Raw genomic sequence first — 18,449 nt, 5'->3', positions numbered from 1 at the left:
TACTTCAGCTTTTCGCTTTGATGTCCAGTAACTGTTCTTTTTCATACCGTCAGAAATTTAGCAATTTTTCTGCTCGGTTTTAATTGGGGCTAATATACATTTTTTAAATAAAATTCGGGGGAAAAGTCTGACGTTTAGAATTCGAAATTAAGGAGGTTTCCTTATACACCAAACAACCTTCTGCCCGATTTCGGGCAGCGTTTACCCACCCTTTTTCTGCATTTGTCAAATAAATAGCCATTTAGGGTGTGTGGCTTACTATTTGTAATTTACAAATTGATTTGCTGTAAAGTTGGTTTTTTTATAACCAACGAGATGGATTAAAAATTTGCATTACAAAGCACAATGTTGCAAACATTTAAACACCTAGATACGTAAAAAACTAAAATACAGTCATTTTTTGCAAATGGCTGTTAGTCAACTAAAATGCTTTTAGCAGAAGAGATAATACACGTTTAAAACAACAATATTTTTACTGCAAATCACTCTAAATGCTTAACATTAAGAGTGATGTTTTTGAGAATAATTAAAAAAAAGATTACTTTCGCTTGTTAAAAGGTAGCTTTTGTCAAAAAATAGCTGATTACTCTCAGGTTTTATCGTATGAAGCAATGTAAGGTAAAGCGGAATTATGCCCAGTCAATTTGAATTAAGAAAAAGAAATCATATACGTTATGAAACAACTTCTACGTAGCTCCATCCTATTATGTGCTTTTTTTGTTGCCTCACTGGGGGCTGTAGCACAAATGACCGTTGATGTTACCGTTAATCAGCATGTATCTTGCCCTGGTGGGGATGATGCAAGATTAACAATAGTCGTTAGCAATGGGCCATTGGAGCCAATGAGCGTATTGGTTTGGAATACAACCAGGGAGAAATATGAGTTTATACCAATCGTAGGACCTAGTGCTACAATTGTTTTACCTGATGATGGAGAAGATCCTGTTCAGAGTGGGAGTTTCATAGTGTTTGTATCTGGCCCTTCAGGAAGTGCAACAGCAGATCCTTTTGAAATTTTTCAGCCTGACGACTTAATCGTTAACACGATAAATCCAACTTGTGGTGTACCTACTGGAACCATTGAATTTACTAGCCCAACAAACGATAAGGGTATCTACACCTTTCAATACAGCATAGATGATGGAACAACCTACCAATCCAGTCCTAGTTTCCCAGGTCTAACATCCGGAGATTATGATCTTAGGGTAGAAATTTCATCCCACACATCATGTGAACTTACCGCAGTTGAGTCGATAAATCCACCTCCAGCGCCACCTGACGAGCCAGTTTTAAATCCTACACAACCAGACTGCGATGAACCTACTGGTTCAATTGAAGTGCTTAGTCCTATAGATCCAGATTTTGAATATGCAATCAACATTATGGGGCCTTGGCAAGATGCAACAACTTTCTCAGGTCTTGCTGCCGATAATATCTACACCATATTTGTACGACGAAAATCAGACAACTCATGCTTAAACAGCAAGTCTGTTTCAATAAATCCTGCACCATCTACCCCCCCTGCCCCAACGGTAACAACTGCCGATGCTACCTGCGGAGTAGGTGGTACCATTGAGGTTACTGCTCCTTTGGGTGCTCAGTATTCCTACAGCATAAATGGTGTCGATTATCAGGCTAACCCACTTTTTTCTGATGTGCCCGCAGGTACGTATAACGTAACGGCAAATGAGGGCGGTTGCATTTCCGACCCCACCACAGTAACCATAAATCCTCCAGCTGCTGCACCCGAAATTGATAATGTTACCCATTCCGATCCTACTACAGTTGGTGGGATCGAAGGATCAATCACTGTGAACCTTTTAGGAGGAACTGGAACACCTGATTTTACATATTACCTTACAGGGAGTTCGTCAGCTAACTCTGGTGAAATATCTGCCTCAAGTTATACTTTTACTGGACTTGGAGCAGGAACTTATACCGTATATGTTACCGATGCAGCTAGCTGTACTAGCGCATCTATTACCGATATTATTCTTGAGGATCCAATTATTTGCACCGATGCTGAAATTGTTCTCACTTCGGGTAACGATAATCAAACTATTTGCGAGGGCGAAGCATTAGAAAACATAGTTTATTCAATTAACGGCGATTTTGGCGATGTGTCCGTAGCTGGCTTACCAGCAGGTGTTAGTGGATCTCTTTCGGTTACAACTTATACCATAAGCGGGACACCAACTGAAACCGGTATTTTTAATTATACAGTTACTGCAACTGGCTCCGGGTCTTGTAGTGGCGATATGGTAAGCGGAACAGTTATTATTAGCGAACCTTTGGATCCCGAGTTTGACCCGCTGGGGCCCTATTGTGTGGGTGAACCTGCCGATGTTCTTCCTGCGGTTTCGAATAATGGAGTAATTGGCAGCTGGAGTCCCGCCACAATATCTACAGCTACAGCAGGAGTAACCAATTATACTTTTACTCCCGATGCCGGACAGTGTGCTACCACGAAAATTATAAGCATTACAGTAAATACAACCCCAACCAATGTAGATGCGGGCCCAGATGTTTCCATTTGCGAGGGTGAGAGCACTCAGTTACAGGGCTCAGCCGATTTGCCATCGAACAACAATGTTCTGCTTAGCCAAGATTTTACAGGTGTGTCTGTATTTGGCTTACCTGCAGGTTGGTCGAGAAGTAATAGCCTTTGGGGAGGTATGAATACATCGTATGCAGGTGGATCTGCACCAGAACTTTCCTTGCTGTCCGACGGCTCAACGAATAATGATGTGTATAGAGTTGTTACCCCCCTAATCAACGCCATCGACAATCAGTTCCTAGACCTTAATTTCATCCATGCTGTTGATCACTTTAATGGAGCCTATAGGCTTGCTGTGCAAACATCAACCGATGGAGTGAATTGGACAAATCGTTGGGAGTTTTACTGGCCTGCAACATCAGGTGGAGATATTCCCCCAGAATCGGTAAATGTAGATTTGAGCGTTATGGACGATGAGAGCTTCTACATAGCATTTACCTATACCGGGAGGTTGTTTAACATAGGCTATTGGGCAATTGACAATGTAGAGTTAACGGGTCTATTTGCAGAACCGGTATCCGTTCTGTGGACTCCCTCAACTGGCCTTAGCGATCCAACCATTCTTAAGCCAATCGCTAGCCCAACTGAAACAACAACCTATACTCTTACCATTGGTATTGGTGGTTGTGAGAACTCCGATCAGGTTACTGTAACAGTGGTGGATAATGTAATTCCAACATTCTCTCTTGATCCAGAGTATACATACTGCGAAGGCGATTCACCAGTTATTTTGCCAGAAACTTCCGATAACGGCATTAGCGGAACATGGTCACCAAGTGTAATATCCACAGAAACCATAGGTTTAACTACATATACATTTACTCCAAACCCGGGTGAATGTGCTTACGAAACCTCTATAGATGTTTTGGTTAAAGAGTTGCCAACGGCGACTATGAGTGGTGGTGGCGATTACTGCGAAGGTGCTGATCCTACTGGTGTTGATGTTCAAATCGATTTAACGGGCGAAGGACCTTGGCTTGTAAGAATTGATGTAGATGGTGACGAGAGGGATATTGTTGCTCTTAGTACACCCCATACTATATCGAATGTAGGGGAGGGTCACTTCACAATGATTTCTGTTCAGGATGCTAACTGTATTGGAACAGTATCAGGAGAAGCCTTTGTAAATGAGATACCTGCACCTACAGCCACAATTAGTGGTGGTGGTGATTACTGTGCGGGAACCACACCTACAGGAGTAAAGGTAATTGTAGACCTAACGGGCACAGCCCCTTGGAGCTTGGTGTACGCCATCGACGGCGTGGATCAGCCCGCTGTGACAGGCATCAACACGTCGCCCTACACCATAGCCAACGCCACTGCCGGCGAGTACACCTTGACCTCAGTTGCCGATGCCAGCTGCAATGGCACGGTAAGCGGCTTGGCCACCGTGGTGGAGAACCCGCTACCCACGGCGGAGATCAGCGGCGGCGGCAGCTACTGCGCAGGCGTTGACCCCACGGGCATCGGCCTCACGGTGGCGCTGACGGGCTCCTCGCCCTGGACCATCGTGTACGCCATCCATGGGGTTGATCAGGCGGCCATAACGGGCATTGCTACATCGCCCTATATCATTGAGGACGCCACTGCGGGTGAGTACACGCTTACCCTTGTTGAGGACGCCACGGGATGCTCAGGCATCGTGATCGGCTCGGCCGAGGTGGTGGAGAACCCTCTGCCCACGGCGGAGATCAGCGGCGGCGGCAGCTACTGCGCCGGCACCGACCCAACGGGTGTAGATGTAACGATTGACCTCACAGGCGAAGGCCCCTGGACAGTGGTTTACGCCATTAACGGGGTGAGCCAGCCAGCCCTAATAGATATTCCCACAACTCCCTACGTGCTGACAGATGCAACCGAAGGCGACTACACGCTGGTATCGGTAGTCGATGCGAACTGTACCGGTACGGTAAGCGGTTTAGCCCAAGTGGTGGAGAACCCGCTGCCCACGGCGGAGATCAGCGGCGGCGGCAGCTACTGCGCGGGTGTTGACCCCACGGGCATCGACCTCACGGTGGTGCTCACGGGATCGTCGCCCTGGACCATCGTGTACGCCATCGACGGCGTGGATCAGCCCGCTGTGACAGGCATCAACACCTCGCCCTACACCATAGCCAACGCCACTGCCGGCGAGTACACCTTGACCTCAGTTGCCGACGCCAGCTGCGACGGCACGGTAAGCGGCTTGGCCACCGTGGTGGAGAACCCGCTACCCACGGCGGAGATCAGCGGCGGCGGCAGCTATTGCGCAGGCGTTGACCCCACGGGCATCGACCTCACGGTGACGCTGACGGGCTCCTCGCCCTGGACCATCGTGTACGCCATCGATGGGGTTGATCAGGCGGCCATAACGGGCATTGCTACATCGCCTTATATCATTGAGGACGCCACTGCGGGTGAGTACACGCTTACCCTTGTTGAGGACGCCACGGGATGCTCAGGCATCGTGATCGGCTCGGCCGAGGTGGTGGAGAACCCGCTGCCCACGGCGGAGGTCAGCGGAGGAGGCAACTACTGCGCTGGCACCGACCCAACGGGTGTAGATGTAACGATTGACCTCACAGGCGAAGGCCCCTGGACAGTGGTTTACGCCGTTAACGGTACGAGCCAGCCAGCCCTCGTAGATATTTCCACAACTCCCTACGTGCTGACAGATGCAACCGCAGGCGACTACACGCTGGTATCGGTAGTCGATGCGAACTGTACCGGTACGGTAAGTGGTTTAGCCCAAGTGGTGGAGAACCCGCTGCCCACGGCGGAGATCAGCGGCGGAGGCAGCTACTGCGCGGGTGTTGACCCCACGGGCATCGACCTCACGGTGGTGCTCACGGGATCGTCGCCCTGGACCATCGTGTACGCCATCGACGGCGTGGATCAGCCCGCTGTGACAGGCATCAACACCTCGCCCTACACCATAGCCAACGCCACTGCCGGTGAGTATACCATCTCCTCAGTGGAGGACGCAACAGGCTGTATCGGAACGGGAATTGGCTTGGCCACCGTAATTGAACACGAATTGCCCCATGCCATTATGAGTGGTGGTGGTAGTTACTGTGCAGGTGCCGATCCAACCGGCGTTGATGTCCAAATAGATTTGACTGGAGAAGGCCCCTGGCTTGTAAGAATTGCTGTTGATGGAGATGAGAGAAATATTTTGGCTTCAGCGACACCGCATATTATTAACGATGTTGGTGAAGGACATTTTACCATAATAAGTGTAACTGATGCTAATTGCACAGGAACAGTTGAAGGCGAGGCGTTTGTAATTGAACTACCTTTGCCTGAAGCCACAATCAGTGGCGGCGGCGAATACTGTGCTGGTACCGATCCAACAGGTGTTGATGTTCAGATTAATTTTTCAGGTATAGGGCCTTGGGATGTGATTTATGCCATCGATGGGGTTGATCAACCTGAAATTACTGGAATCACCACATCGCCTTACACAATATCCAATGCAACAGTTGGTGTATATACCCTTACCTCAGTGTCCGACGAAAATTGCGATGGAACAGTTAGTGGCTCTGCAACTATTGTTGAGAATTCTCTACCCACTGCCGAGATCAGCGGCGGCGGCAGCTACTGCGCGGGTACCGATCCAACAGGTATTAATGTTACTATTGATCTTACAGGTGTTGGCCCATGGACAGTGGTTTATGCCATTGATGGGTTGAGTCAACCAGCACTTATTGATATTCCAGCATCACCCTACGTGTTGACAGATGTAACCGCAGGTGATTATACGCTTGTTTCGGTAATCGATGCAAATTGTACTGGTACGGTTAGCGGTTTAGCCGAGGTGGTTGAGAATCCGTTGCCCACAGCGGAGATCAGCGGCGGCGGCAGTTACTGTGCAGGTACCACCCCAACGGGTGTAGATGTAACGATTGACCTCACAGGTGAAGGTCCCTGGACAGTGGTTTACGCCATTGATGGGGCGAGCCAACCAGCATTAATTGATATACTCACTTCACCATATATACTAGCAGATGCAACAGAGGGTGAGTACACGCTGGTTTCTGTTGTTGATGCGAATTGTATAGGTACAGTAAGCGGTAACGCTACAGTGGTTGAGAACCCATTACCGACTGCCACAATGAGTGGAGGCGGCAGCTACTGTGCAGGTACCGATCCAACAAACGTTGATGTTAGTATTGAGTTAACCGGAACAGGACCTTGGACAGTAATATACGCTGTTGATGGGCTACCAAATGTAGTTAGCGGTATAGATGCAACTCCTTACGTTATTTCAGATGCCACAAAAGGCGAATATACAATGATTGGAGTTGAGGATGCATTCTGTTCTGGCACAGTAAGTGGTTCTGCTTCCGTAATTGAATTTGAAATTCCAACTGCTATAATGAGCGGCGGAGGAGAGTACTGTAAGGGTGCTGACCCAACGGGTGTTGATGTTCGAATTGATTTTACCGGAACAGCACCCTGGAGTTATACTTTTAGTGCCGATGGAGACGTAAGGACATTGTTCGCATTTACTAGCCCAATTATTTTTAACGATGTAGGGGAAGGCTACTTTGTGATGCTGGACGTAACCGATGCTAATTGCACAGGCACTGTGTCGGGTGACGCTTTGGTGGTTGAAATTGAAACAGCACCCCCAACAGGCGAAGCCAACCAAGAGTTCTGCGCCGGGGCAACCATTGCCGATATTGTAGTTACCGGCGAAGCCATTGCATGGTACGATTCACCAGGTGGCAGTATCCTTGCCATTGATTATGTGCTGGTTGATGGCGAAACCTACTACGCAACGCAAACAGCCGAAGGCTGCGAAAGTTTAGATAATTTGGCAGTAACTGTAACTGTATACGATGAGATTATTGTAAGTGTACCTGTGGTTACCGATGCTACTTGTGCAGGAGAGCCTACCGGACAGGTTACTGTTTCGGCAAGTGGTGGTGTTGGCCCTTACACATTCACGCTTTATAACGGCATCGGTGATATGCTGGCATCTTTATCTGACGGATTGGCGGCAACGTTTAATGATGTGCCTGCTGGAACCGATTTTTATATCGCAGTAGTTGATGATATTGGATGCGGCCCAATTGAATCTGCAAGATTCGATGTGAACGAACCCGACCCAATACAAATAGACATTAACTCCATAGTGGTTACCGATGCTATTTGCTTTGGGCAGGAGAGTGGAACCATATCGCTAAGCGCATCGGGTGGTACGGGCGACTTATATTTCACCCTAACCAGCGGGGGAGTGGCTATTGGAGCAACTCAAGTGGGTAGCGGTGTGTTTACCAACCTAGCCCCAGGCTCATACATAGTTGAAATTTCAGATGATCAGGGATGTGGTCCAGTGCTTTCGGAAGAGTTAATTGTAGGCGAGGCCGATCCATTTACCATCGAGCTTATTACCGATGGCAACGGAAATATTTCCATTGTTACCGATGGTGGTACACCACCATTTAATTTCGACCTTCAGCTCTTTGATGGTTCAACCTGGGTAGATGTTGCTTCATCAACCGATCCTGAGTTCAACGGATTAGCCGAGGGCGATTACAGGGTAATTGCAACCGACGATAATGGTTGTACCGATACTAAGGAGATATCCATTTTGCTATACTCATTTACCCTTACAGCAACCGATATCACCTGCTTTGGCGAGGTTGATGGAACCATTAGGGTAAACGAGGTAGGTGTTACAACCGATCCGTATTCGCTCGATGAGCGCAAATGGTTTAATGAGTTTAGCGAAGACATATCAACCTATATGATGGATAGGTATGACAATACTGAGGGGCTTTATAAGGGTCTTGAGGCTGGAACATACACCCTGATAGGAACAAAGGGCGGAGCTAGTCATACCGAAACCGTTATTATTAGTGAACCTGAAGAGATAGCTGTTACATATGCTGTAAATTACGACAATGTATGCTCTCCAACTGAGGCCGAAATTACCTTTACCATAACAGGAGGAACAACAGCCGATGGTTTCTATAACATTAGCTGGGCCGAAGGTGCATTCACCATTCGTGATAATCTAGTTCCAAACCTCGATGAGGGAAGCTATATATTTGTTATAACCGACGATAATGATTGCAGCTACACTCTTGAGGTTGAGATAACCTTCCCAGAGAAGTTGGAAATTGAAAATATAGAGGTTTATGATGTTTACTGTAATGGAGATACAAACGGTAGGATTGACGTTCAGGCATCAGGCACTGAACCTCTAACCTATAAGCTCGAGGGTTCCGCTGGTTATACTGAGGAGAACAGCATTGGTATATTCTCTGGGCTGGCTCCAGGTAATTACACGCTAACCATTACCGACGCTAACAACTGCTTTATAGTAGAAAATCATACCATTACAGAACCAACTCCTCTTACTTTTACTCTCAGTACATATCTAGAGACGTTGCCTTGCCATGACTCTACAGTTGATGAGATAGAGGTTACTATTTCTGGAGGAACACCTGATTATAGGATTATTGTAGATGGCACAGCTATTGGTTCAACTAGCCGCATCACCAATTTATACCCAGGCAATTATAGGGTTAATGTGGTTGATGATAACAACTGTTCTGCTGGCGCTGTTGACCTAGTTGTTGATGGCCCCAAGCAACCTGAATACTTTGATGAGTTTGAACTACCCAGATGTAGAGTATTAGCTAATGGAAGAGTTGATGCTGGTAGCATACAGATTACTGGAGTAGTATCAGGAACAGGCAATGGAAGTGTGGCAGATTATGAAGTTGACTGGTATAAGGTGAACGAAATTACGATGGTAGGCACTCTTATAAAGCAAACGGGCATAGAGGGAGGAGTAGATGGTCTTAACCCAGGGAAATATGCTGCTGTAGTTAAGTACCCCCGATATGATGGTCAGGCAGGGTATTGTGAGGATCATAATATTTACGATCTAGAGCTGAATACCGACTATACCTTCAGCGTGGATATATCGGGTGCCGATAACCTGTGGTGTTACAATTCAACCGATACCCTTCGAGTGGTTATGAACTCAACCATTCCATTGGAGGTAGAAAGAGTAAGGTGGTATAACTTTACCGATAATATTGAGAGGGTGCACACAGAGTCAACACCGTTTATGATAGAGAATATTGATGATGACAAGAATATCATATTAATGGTTACAACTACTGATGGCTGTATAGAGGAGGCTACCGAAACCGTTGCCATTTACGATCGTATCTTCCCATTTATCGATAGGAATGCTCACTTGTTCTTTACCGACGAAGATCTTCGTAAGTTCCCACTTGATCCCGATTTGGTAGGTAGCCCAGGCGACTCTACCATAATTTCGGTGCTTGCCGATACCGAGTACAAAATTGAGATGTTGACAAAGAATGATGACTATACCCTAAATTACTACTGGACACCTACCGAAGGGTTTGCTGTGCCAGAAGGTAAAGAGGGTACAATATTCTTTAAAACACCAGAGTACGAGAACCTGCTTTCGGGTGAGATCTTTAATATAGATACCAGAAAGTTCGAGAAGTATGTGCCCATAAAGGGTTATGCTATTGCAGAAGAGTCTGGCTGTAGAGAGGAAATATCACTTAAAGCCCGAATTCTCGATAAGATCAGGACATCAAATGTATTCTCACCCAACGATGATGGTATAAACGATATCTGGACTATTCCTTATTCCGACATATTCCCCGATCTCGAGATAAAGATTTACAATCGCTGGGGCCATCAGGTATGGTCGGCTAAGGGTACCGATGCCGCTCGGGGTTGGAACGGAAGAAATAGAAATGGTAAGGAACTTCCAACAGGCACTTACTACTATGTTATTAAGTTCAATGTAGATGGAACTACCAAGTGGAAGCCTGTTTCTGGATCAGTAACCATTATCCGGTAATACAATTTTGAAGATTGAGAAAACTAAATGATATGAAAAGGATAGCGTTAATAGCCAGTGCAGCACTTCTTCTGATAATTTCGGAAGCCAGTGCACAGCAGCTACCTCAGTTCACACAGTACATGCTAAACACGTATATGGTCAATCCGGCGGTTGGGGGTACTTTTAACTACTACCAAATTCGCTACAATAGCCGCTTTCAGTGGGTTGGTATGGAGGATTATCCGCAAACCCATAGCATTAGCGCATACGGCCCCCACGGTTCCAAGGATATGGGTTTTGGCGGTAGCTTTTACCATGATGTTACTGGGCCTATTGGCCGAACAGGTGGTCTATTCTCGTATTCGTATAATATGCAGATCACTCAGAACGGGCTAAGGGTTTCGGGTGGTGTGTCGCTTGGGTTTTTGATGTTCCGTGCCGACGGGTCAAAGTTTGAGTATGGCGAAAATTTCGACATGCTCGACCCTGCTATATACACTAGCACAAAATCCATTTTTACCCCCGATGCATCAGTAGGTTTTATGGTTTACGACACCCGTTTCTTTGCTGGAATTTCCGCACACCAGCTTTTGGGGCAAAAGCTATACCAGTCGGAGCTATCCAGGATCATCGAAGGTGAGGAGCAAACTTACTACGGTGTAAACAGGTTAAGGCAGCACTTTATGGTTATGGGAGGGATGATGTTAGCCCTAAACCGCGATTTTGATATTGAGCCCTCGATGCTGGTGAAGTATATGATCCGAAGCCCACTTCAGTTTGACCTAAACGCCAAGGTAACCTACCGAAAAGAGTTTTGGGGAGGAATATCGTTACGCTGGATGGATGGTATATCGCTACTCTTTGGCTACAACTACCAGGATCGGTACCTCTTTGGCTACTCGTTCGACTATTCGCTAACCGAGCTTAGGCCCCACAGCGCAGGTTCGCATGAAATAATGATTGGTTATAAGTTCGATAAACTGAAATAATCATATCGGCATAATTACCGTTATAGCACAAGGCAGGCTTACGCTTGCCTTGTGTGCTAAAGAAAGTTCAGCGTAATTCGTTTTTACACAGCACTGTTTATGTATAGGCAAAAAGTTTCAATAATATTACTAGCAACCCTACTCGCACTTCCATTCGCAGGATGCAAGCCAGAAACCATACCCGATAGGGATATGGTGAAAATACTTGCAGAGGTTTTCATAACCGATGCTATAGTTAGTACTTCTCACTACTCTTACAAGTTCTCAAAACGAGATTCAATAGAATATTACAGACCCATATTCTCACAGCTGGGCTATAGCGATGAGCAATTTGCACGAAGCATCGACTATTATCTAAATAATCCAAAGGAATTTGATAGGGTGCTTGATAAGGTGGTTAACTACCTGGCTCAGATTGAAGCCGAGCACAAGGCAAAAATGACTCAGGATAAGGTGGAGAAAGTTGATACGGTAAAGTTTGCCAGAGACCCCAACAATCTATGGGAGTTGAAAGAGGCATATGCTTTCCCTGCCGATGGCGACCAGGATAGCGTGTTCTTTAGAATACCCATTATGGGCGATGGCAACTATCGCCTTACGGCTAAAGTAAAGGTTTTGCCAAACGACGAATCAATTGATCCGTACGCATCAATTTGGTTTGCTCGCGACTCATCGGGCATTAGGTACAACGTGCTCAAACAGCAATATAGCAAGAGCGCCCGAGATATGGGCCTAAGCCTTACCCTTACACTTAAGGACTCGACTTACACCCATATTGAAGGTGTTATTATGGGGCATGTAGAACAGGATGGCGATTGGAAAAAGTTCGCGCAAGTAAGCAATATACGCCTAGCTTTTACTCCATTTGCGCCACTGCGACCCGATATGCGGCGAGTACCAATGGAAATTGACACTAGTTACAGCCGGGTTAGAGCCCTAGAGCTCGAAGAGGTGGAGTAGAGCAGTTAGCTTTAATAAAAACTTTATCTTAGCGCCAATATTTAATACATTATGGTTATGGATGCAAAGAAGTGTTTATTCACATTACTAATGATAAGCCTAACGGCTGGAATATACGCTCAGGGCGAAAAACCTCAGAACATCTATCGCGTTACAGTAAACTCGCGCTACGTAATTGAGGATGGCGAACGAACTAGCAAGTACTTTGCCATAGGGCAACTAATTTCCGACTCCTTAGGGCGATTACATACCGAGATAGACTACAACTGGGAAACCCGTTACCCCGACAACTACCGTTGGCACTACTTTGATGGGCTAACCAAGGTGAAAACCGATTTCTTTATAAAAGAGAAGTTAAGGTATTTTAAGGTGTTTGAGTACAGCAACGAGCTGCTTAGTACATTATTAGTGTATACGGTAAACAATAGCGATACTGCACTGCTTGTGCGCGAAGAGTACGTTTACGATGACGCAGGTAATAAAACCCGCACTACCGGATACAATAAGGATGGTAAGAGGAGTTTTAGGTCGCGACATAAATATGATGAGCACAACACCGAAATTGAACGCAGGGTAAGGGGTCGTAGAGCTGTGCCTTCCGATTCAATAATGAGCCTTAAGCGAGTAGTGGAATACGATACTTTAGGCAGAATGGCAAGCGAACATTTGGATGTACAAAAATTCAATTTGCCTCAAAAATCTACCCATACCACGTATATGTACGACGAGAACAACAACATTGTTGAGAAGGTAATTAAAGATAACGTAAGCAACACAACGCTTCGTAAGGAGTTTGTTTATCGGCGCGATAATCGTTTGCAGGGGCTTAGGGTTTACGACTCACAGGATAATTTGATTGACTATCAGGCTTGGCGGTACGAGATATACCGAACAGCAAATAGAACTCACAGGGTATTTGAGTAGGAAATACGCCTTGGTGTTTTAAAGATCTTGCCAAATTAGCGCTGCTGCACCCAGTACAGCGGCGTTTTTGTCTTTAAGTCCCGACGGAAGCAGCTTTACTGTATTTCGGAAGATGGGGAACAGGTTTTTCTCCATATGCCTCTTGGTGGGTTCAAAAATTACGCTGCCCGCACCACTCAACCCCCCGAATAGAAAGATTGCCTCGGGGCTAAGAATAGTTACCAAATCGGCAAGCTTCATCCCAAGCATAGCGCCTGTATACTCAAAGGCCTCGAGGGCAATGCTATCGCCTTGCTGGGCAAATCCAGCAATTTTTTTTGCGGTAAGGCTTTCGTACGAATAACCTCTTAATGTGCTAGGCTCAATGGAGTCGGCTAGGAGTTTAAACGCAGTTCGTCTGAGGCCAGGAGCTGATACGTACGTTTCGAGGCAGCCTTGCTTTCCGCACCCACATTGCCTGCCCCACGGCTTTACCGATGAATGGCCAAATTCACCTGCAAACCCAGTAGCACCAAGTACCAACCTCCCATCCACCACAATGCCGCTACCCAAACCTGTACCCAGGGTGATAACGACAAAGTTTTGCATTCCCTTTGCATCGCCAAACTGCATTTCGCCAATGGCAGCGGCGTTAGCATCGTTGGTAAGTTTTACGGGTACGTTAAGCAGCTTGCTTAGCTCGCTAGCCAGAGGGAGCGTGCCTTTCCAGCGTAGGTTTGCTGCATCAATAATTTCGCCAGTCCGGTATGATCCGTTGGGCGCACCTACGCCCACCCCAACCAGCGAGTATTCAGTATTCAGTGTAGAAAGTAGTTTCTTTATCTGTGAGGCAACTCGAGCAACGAAGCTGGTAAAGTCGTTATCCTCTTGGGTGGGGAACGATACCTCACCAATGCATTCGCCCTGTTGGGTTACTATGCCTATAACTGTGTTTGTGCCCCCAATGTCGACACCCGCTACTATTTTCTTCATCAAGCCTCAACAACTAATGTTCGTAATCGCTATTCAAATTCGCAAAAAAACGAAAAATTGAATTTTGATTCATCTTAAAATATGAGGGTGCGAAAATACTTTAATTTCAAATAATAAGCAACTAATATAACCGTGATAAGTGTCACCTACTGCTACTGAAATTGAGTTAGCGAATGGAAAACCTCCTCCATGTGTATAGATTTTTGGTTGAGGGTAATTAGCGTAATGCCGTTCTGAGCGCAGAAGTTAAAAATTGCAGGACGGATATCCTCCTTGCTAGATGATTTTATGATCCATTGGCAGCCATCGTTGGAAACCCGATCGACGAGCTGCACGCCATCTATTTTACTTAATACCTCTGCAGTGATGGGTGATGTTACCTCAATGCTAACTGCTTGTTGATCTAGGTTACCGTGCTGCATCACATCGGAAGTTAGCCCATCGGCTACAATTACTCCTTTGTTTAGGATAACTACCCGGCTGCAAATTGCCTCCACCTCCTGCATAATGTGGGTTGAGAGTAGCACCGTTTTTTCCTTGCCCACATCAGCAATAATTTTTCTGATCTCAACAATTTGGTTGGGATCCAAGCCGCTGGTTGGTTCGTCGAGAATAAGAACCGATGGCCGGTTAAGTAGCGCCTGTGCCAGCCCAACTCGCTGCCTATAACCACGCGACAGCTCACCAATCATTTTATTCTGTTCGTACCCTATGCCCGTAAGCTCTATCAGATCCTTTATCCTTTTACTTCCGTATCGGCCAAGCCCATAGACTTTAGCCACAAAGTGAAGATACTCCTTCACGTACATCTCGGTGTATAAGGGATTGTTCTCTGGCATATAGCCAATATTGTTTCGGTACTCGCGGCTTTCGTTGGATATGGCTATGCCATTAACCGCTACGTTTCCTGAGGTAGGCTGAATAAATCCAGTGATTATTTTCATCATGGTAGATTTGCCTGCCCCATTGGGGCCCAAGAAACCAACAACCTGACCCTTGGGCACTTCAAACGAAACATTGTCGAGAGCCTTTTGCTTACCAAATAGTTTGGTTACGTTTTGTACCTTAATAGCCATACATGCAATGTTTGTTTAGTTAGTCAACTTCTTCGTAGTCTACGTAATCACCAACGTCTTTATCCACTATCTTATCCTGTTGGGCCGTTTTGCTAACGTAAACATCTCCCTCGGGGCGTCTATTCTGCTGATAGGATGTGGAGTTGCTTGCATTCTGCATTTTACGAAAAAACCTACGGAGAGCCCATCGCGAGATGAGTGTGATTAGGAAGAATATTAGAAAAACTATGGCAAAAAATCGAAGTAGAATAAGCATTTCGTTAAGTAGTTATTTGGTTACAGCTGCCTTTGAGCCATAATTGGCAAATTTAGCCATTGTCTTTTAATTGCTTAAGGTAGCAGGCAGCTAAAAAATGGTAAAATTACTGCACTGCATAGTTTAGTATATAGCCTGTTGACGAGCCTACAATAAGGTTAAATGTAGATTTAGTGTTGGCAAACCGTCCGATACTAAATGGGGTAACCCCTTTTAGCGGGAACCCCTTGTAGAACTCCCCATCGCCATTAACAAGGTATATCTGCGATGATTCTGGCAATACAACTCCCAACTTCCTATCACGTGCCCCAAAATGAAAATATATCACTTGTTTTAGGGGTTCCTCCTTGAATTTTTTAGAGAAAAGCAACTTGCCGTCCGATTTGTAAACGAAAAGCTCTTTGCCATCGAGTACAATAAAGTCGTTGGTTCCATCGGCATCAACATCTTGGCTATCGAAAAAATGGTTGGGGCTAAATCGCTTTAGGAGAACCTCACTAACCTTACCGCTAAGCGATATATGCCGAACTACACCAAGTGTATCGGTGGTTACAAACCGAGGGGGTTTCCCTGTCGATTCGTCGAGCGCTACAATGCTATTGGCTGCCTTTGCGAAGTGCTTGTCGGGCTTTACCCTTTCGTTACCCCTGCGATCAAGGATGTAAATCCTGTTCTCATCGGCAAAAACAACGTAGTCTCTACCTCCACTCCTAAAGTGTTGTATTGGCTGAGTTATATACCTCTCCGACTTGTCGAAATCCCAACCGCTTACTGTGTTTCCCTGCCTATTGTAAACGTATATACTTCTATCCTCTGCTGCAATAAAGAACCTGTAATTACGGTTGTTATCGTAGTCGAAAACGGCCACAGGGTTTGTTGCAGGCGATCGTAATGTTACGGGGAATCCATCAACATTATTACCATTTCTATCTATAAGGTATAGCCTGTTTTTTGTGTTAAACAGGAACTGTAAGCGACCATTTCTATATATATCAACTTGATGAACATCTCCCATGATGGGCTCTGGCAAAGGCCTGCGCCACAACACTCTGCCTACATCGTTAATTAGGTAAATGGTATTTTTATTATCCTGCACAAATATCTCCCTGTTCTGGGTGCTGTGGTTTACAACCAGCTGTGGTTTCATGGCGGATGAAGTATCGAGCCTAGTTTCCCAAACTGTTTGGGGCGCATCAATGGAGTAGGGTGTGTAGCGGGCTGTGATATTGTTAAAAATCATACTCTTTCCGCCCGTAAGTTGAAATCCAATGCCCTGAATCTTTTCAATTGTTTCCATTCGCGATAGGAGCCTTGCCGCAGCACTAGGGCTTAACATCTGCCCATAGAGCATTTCTGCTCGCGATGGGTTAATGTATGCTGTGAAGTTCGACTCCGATGCTAGCCCTTTGGAGAACTCAACAAAGCTTTGCTCCACATCGAGCTGCTTATTGTGAATGTTGGCCAGTATAAGCCGCGATAGCGCCTGAACTGAAGAACCGAAAACAACGTACGAATCGATAAACGTGAAGTATTGATCGTTTGCTATTGAAAAAAGACTCCCAAAGATACTGCTATGTAACCCCGGCTTTGGAAATTTGTAAATCTTTACAGATTTCTCCCGGTCAACCCTAAAAACTCTTTCGAATGAGGCTACTGGCTGATTGCTTTTCTTTGCATAAACCTCAATGGCCTTGGTCAACTCCTGGCGAGCCAAGCTTTGGCTTTGTACTTGGGCAGCAATAAACCAGCAGTTGCTGTAGGGTTCACCCTCAAAGGGAATGAAAGCTAGGGCCAGCTGCTTGCCAAAAATGGTTGAGTAAAGCTCAACAGCATCACTACCAACTTCTCTCTTAAATACATCAAGCCTGTTGTTGTAGGCATTAATTCTTCCTTGGGTTGTTATAAAGTTTCGGTATGATTTTAAGTAGACATCAAGGTTTGAGATACCAAGGTTAGCAAATGCCGCTGTTTGAGCAGGCAGTATGCTGGTAACCTCGTTTTTTACTGGTTTTTGTTTGGTAAATACTTTGTAAAAAACGTTGAGCGAATCGGGAACCTGAGCAAATCCGTTTAGGTAGAAAGCTTCGTCGCGCAGCGAGAGATCGAGTTCAGTCCATCGTCCCGTGTTGGCCAGCCAGCTAAATCCATTTTGCTTGCTGGCGTGAATTTGCGATGCAAAAGCAGTTGGGAGTTTTGTGTGATTTACAAACACATTGGCATTAACCCTAGTTCCAGCAGTTTTGTAGGCGTCCACAAAACTCTTATCGTGGGTTAACGATAGTCCGCTGCTAAGCTGCCCAACCGATGACTCAACCAGCAGAAGCGATTGGCTAAGAATTAAAACTCCATGCCGGGTGGCAAAGGAGTAGCTATTGCTTTCGTCGTTGGTTCTGTGCGTGAGGGTGTGAATTTTTGTTCCGTTATATTCCTTTTCGTCTAGCTTGTAGTCTGCACCTGCTATTGCGACAATATGGCTACTTACCTCAGCAGCCTTTACCCGCTCGGGGAGATTGGCAACAAAAAGCGTTGCAGGAACTCCTTTGCCAATCACATGAACCGACATGAACAACTCGGAGTTCATCACCATCTGGTCAAAAATAACGGATGAGGCCTTTTGCTTGTTGGCAAATTCAAAAAACTGGTTCACCCTCGAAACCATTGAAAGGCTCCCTATGGCGTTCCAAAACGTATTACCTTGGTGAAGTTGCCCCGAAAGTTGTTCCAAGCTGCTAACTTTTACCACAACAGCTGCATCCACAGGTATGGCGTTTATTGCCTCGGATGTTTCGCCTTTACCAAGTGTAACAAATAGTAGTATTGTACCTAAAATTAACCCAGCAACAGCAGCAGACCCCAACAGTATGAATAAAACCTTTTTTTTCATTAA

8 protein-coding genes are annotated in these 18,449 nt (G+C 45.8%); 4 read left to right on the top strand and 4 right to left on the bottom strand.

What is annotated here, in order from left to right:
- The first annotated feature begins 674 nt into the window (after nt 1-674).
- From G8O23_RS09905 to G8O23_RS09890, 4 genes are all read left to right on the top strand, one after another.
- A complete protein-coding gene (locus G8O23_RS09905) occupies nt 675-10,403 on the top strand; it encodes a T9SS type B sorting domain-containing protein (protein ID WP_166364312.1) in 9,729 nt (3,242 codons plus the stop codon).
- A gap of 32 nt (nt 10,404-10,435) precedes the next feature.
- On the top strand, nt 10,436-11,374 hold the full coding sequence (locus tag G8O23_RS09900) for a PorP/SprF family type IX secretion system membrane protein (RefSeq protein WP_166364310.1): 939 nt from the start codon (nt 10,436-10,438) through the stop codon (nt 11,372-11,374).
- 99 nt (nt 11,375-11,473) lie between these two features.
- Nucleotides 11,474-12,334 carry a DUF4296 domain-containing protein gene (locus tag G8O23_RS09895; protein ID WP_166364308.1) on the top strand — a complete coding sequence of 287 codons (861 nt, stop codon included), beginning with the start codon at nt 11,474-11,476 and terminating at the stop codon, nt 12,332-12,334.
- Nucleotides 12,335-12,391: 57 nt separating this feature from the next.
- Entirely contained in the window at nt 12,392-13,258 is an 867-nt protein-coding gene (locus tag G8O23_RS09890; protein ID WP_166364306.1) for a hypothetical protein, read from the top strand.
- A gap of 18 nt (nt 13,259-13,276) precedes the next feature.
- Here G8O23_RS09890 and G8O23_RS09885 read toward each other — a convergent pair whose 3' ends face one another.
- The 4 genes from G8O23_RS09885 to G8O23_RS09870 form a co-directional block, all read right to left on the bottom strand.
- Nucleotides 13,277-14,230: an ROK family protein gene (locus G8O23_RS09885; protein ID WP_166364304.1), complete on the bottom strand. Its 954-nt coding sequence runs from the start codon at nt 14,228-14,230 to the stop codon at nt 13,277-13,279.
- Nucleotides 14,231-14,382: 152 nt separating this feature from the next.
- Nucleotides 14,383-15,306 carry an ATP-binding cassette domain-containing protein gene (locus G8O23_RS09880; protein ID WP_166364302.1) on the bottom strand — a complete coding sequence of 308 codons (924 nt, stop codon included), beginning with the start codon at nt 15,304-15,306 and terminating at the stop codon, nt 14,383-14,385.
- A 19-nt stretch (nt 15,307-15,325) separates the two neighbouring features.
- Nucleotides 15,326-15,562, bottom strand: a complete 237-nt coding sequence (locus G8O23_RS09875; protein ID WP_166364300.1) for a DUF4834 family protein — start codon at nt 15,560-15,562, stop codon at nt 15,326-15,328.
- Between the two features lie 106 nt (nt 15,563-15,668).
- Nucleotides 15,669-18,446, bottom strand: coding sequence for a DUF3352 domain-containing protein (locus G8O23_RS09870; RefSeq protein WP_166364298.1), 2,778 nt, complete (start codon nt 18,444-18,446; stop codon nt 15,669-15,671).
- Nucleotides 18,447-18,449: the final 3 nt, after the last annotated feature.

Source organism: Perlabentimonas gracilis, assembly GCF_011174675.1.
GTDB lineage: Bacteria > Bacteroidota > Bacteroidia > Bacteroidales > Tenuifilaceae > Perlabentimonas > Perlabentimonas gracilis.
This window is presented reverse-complemented; position numbering and strand designations above follow the sequence as displayed.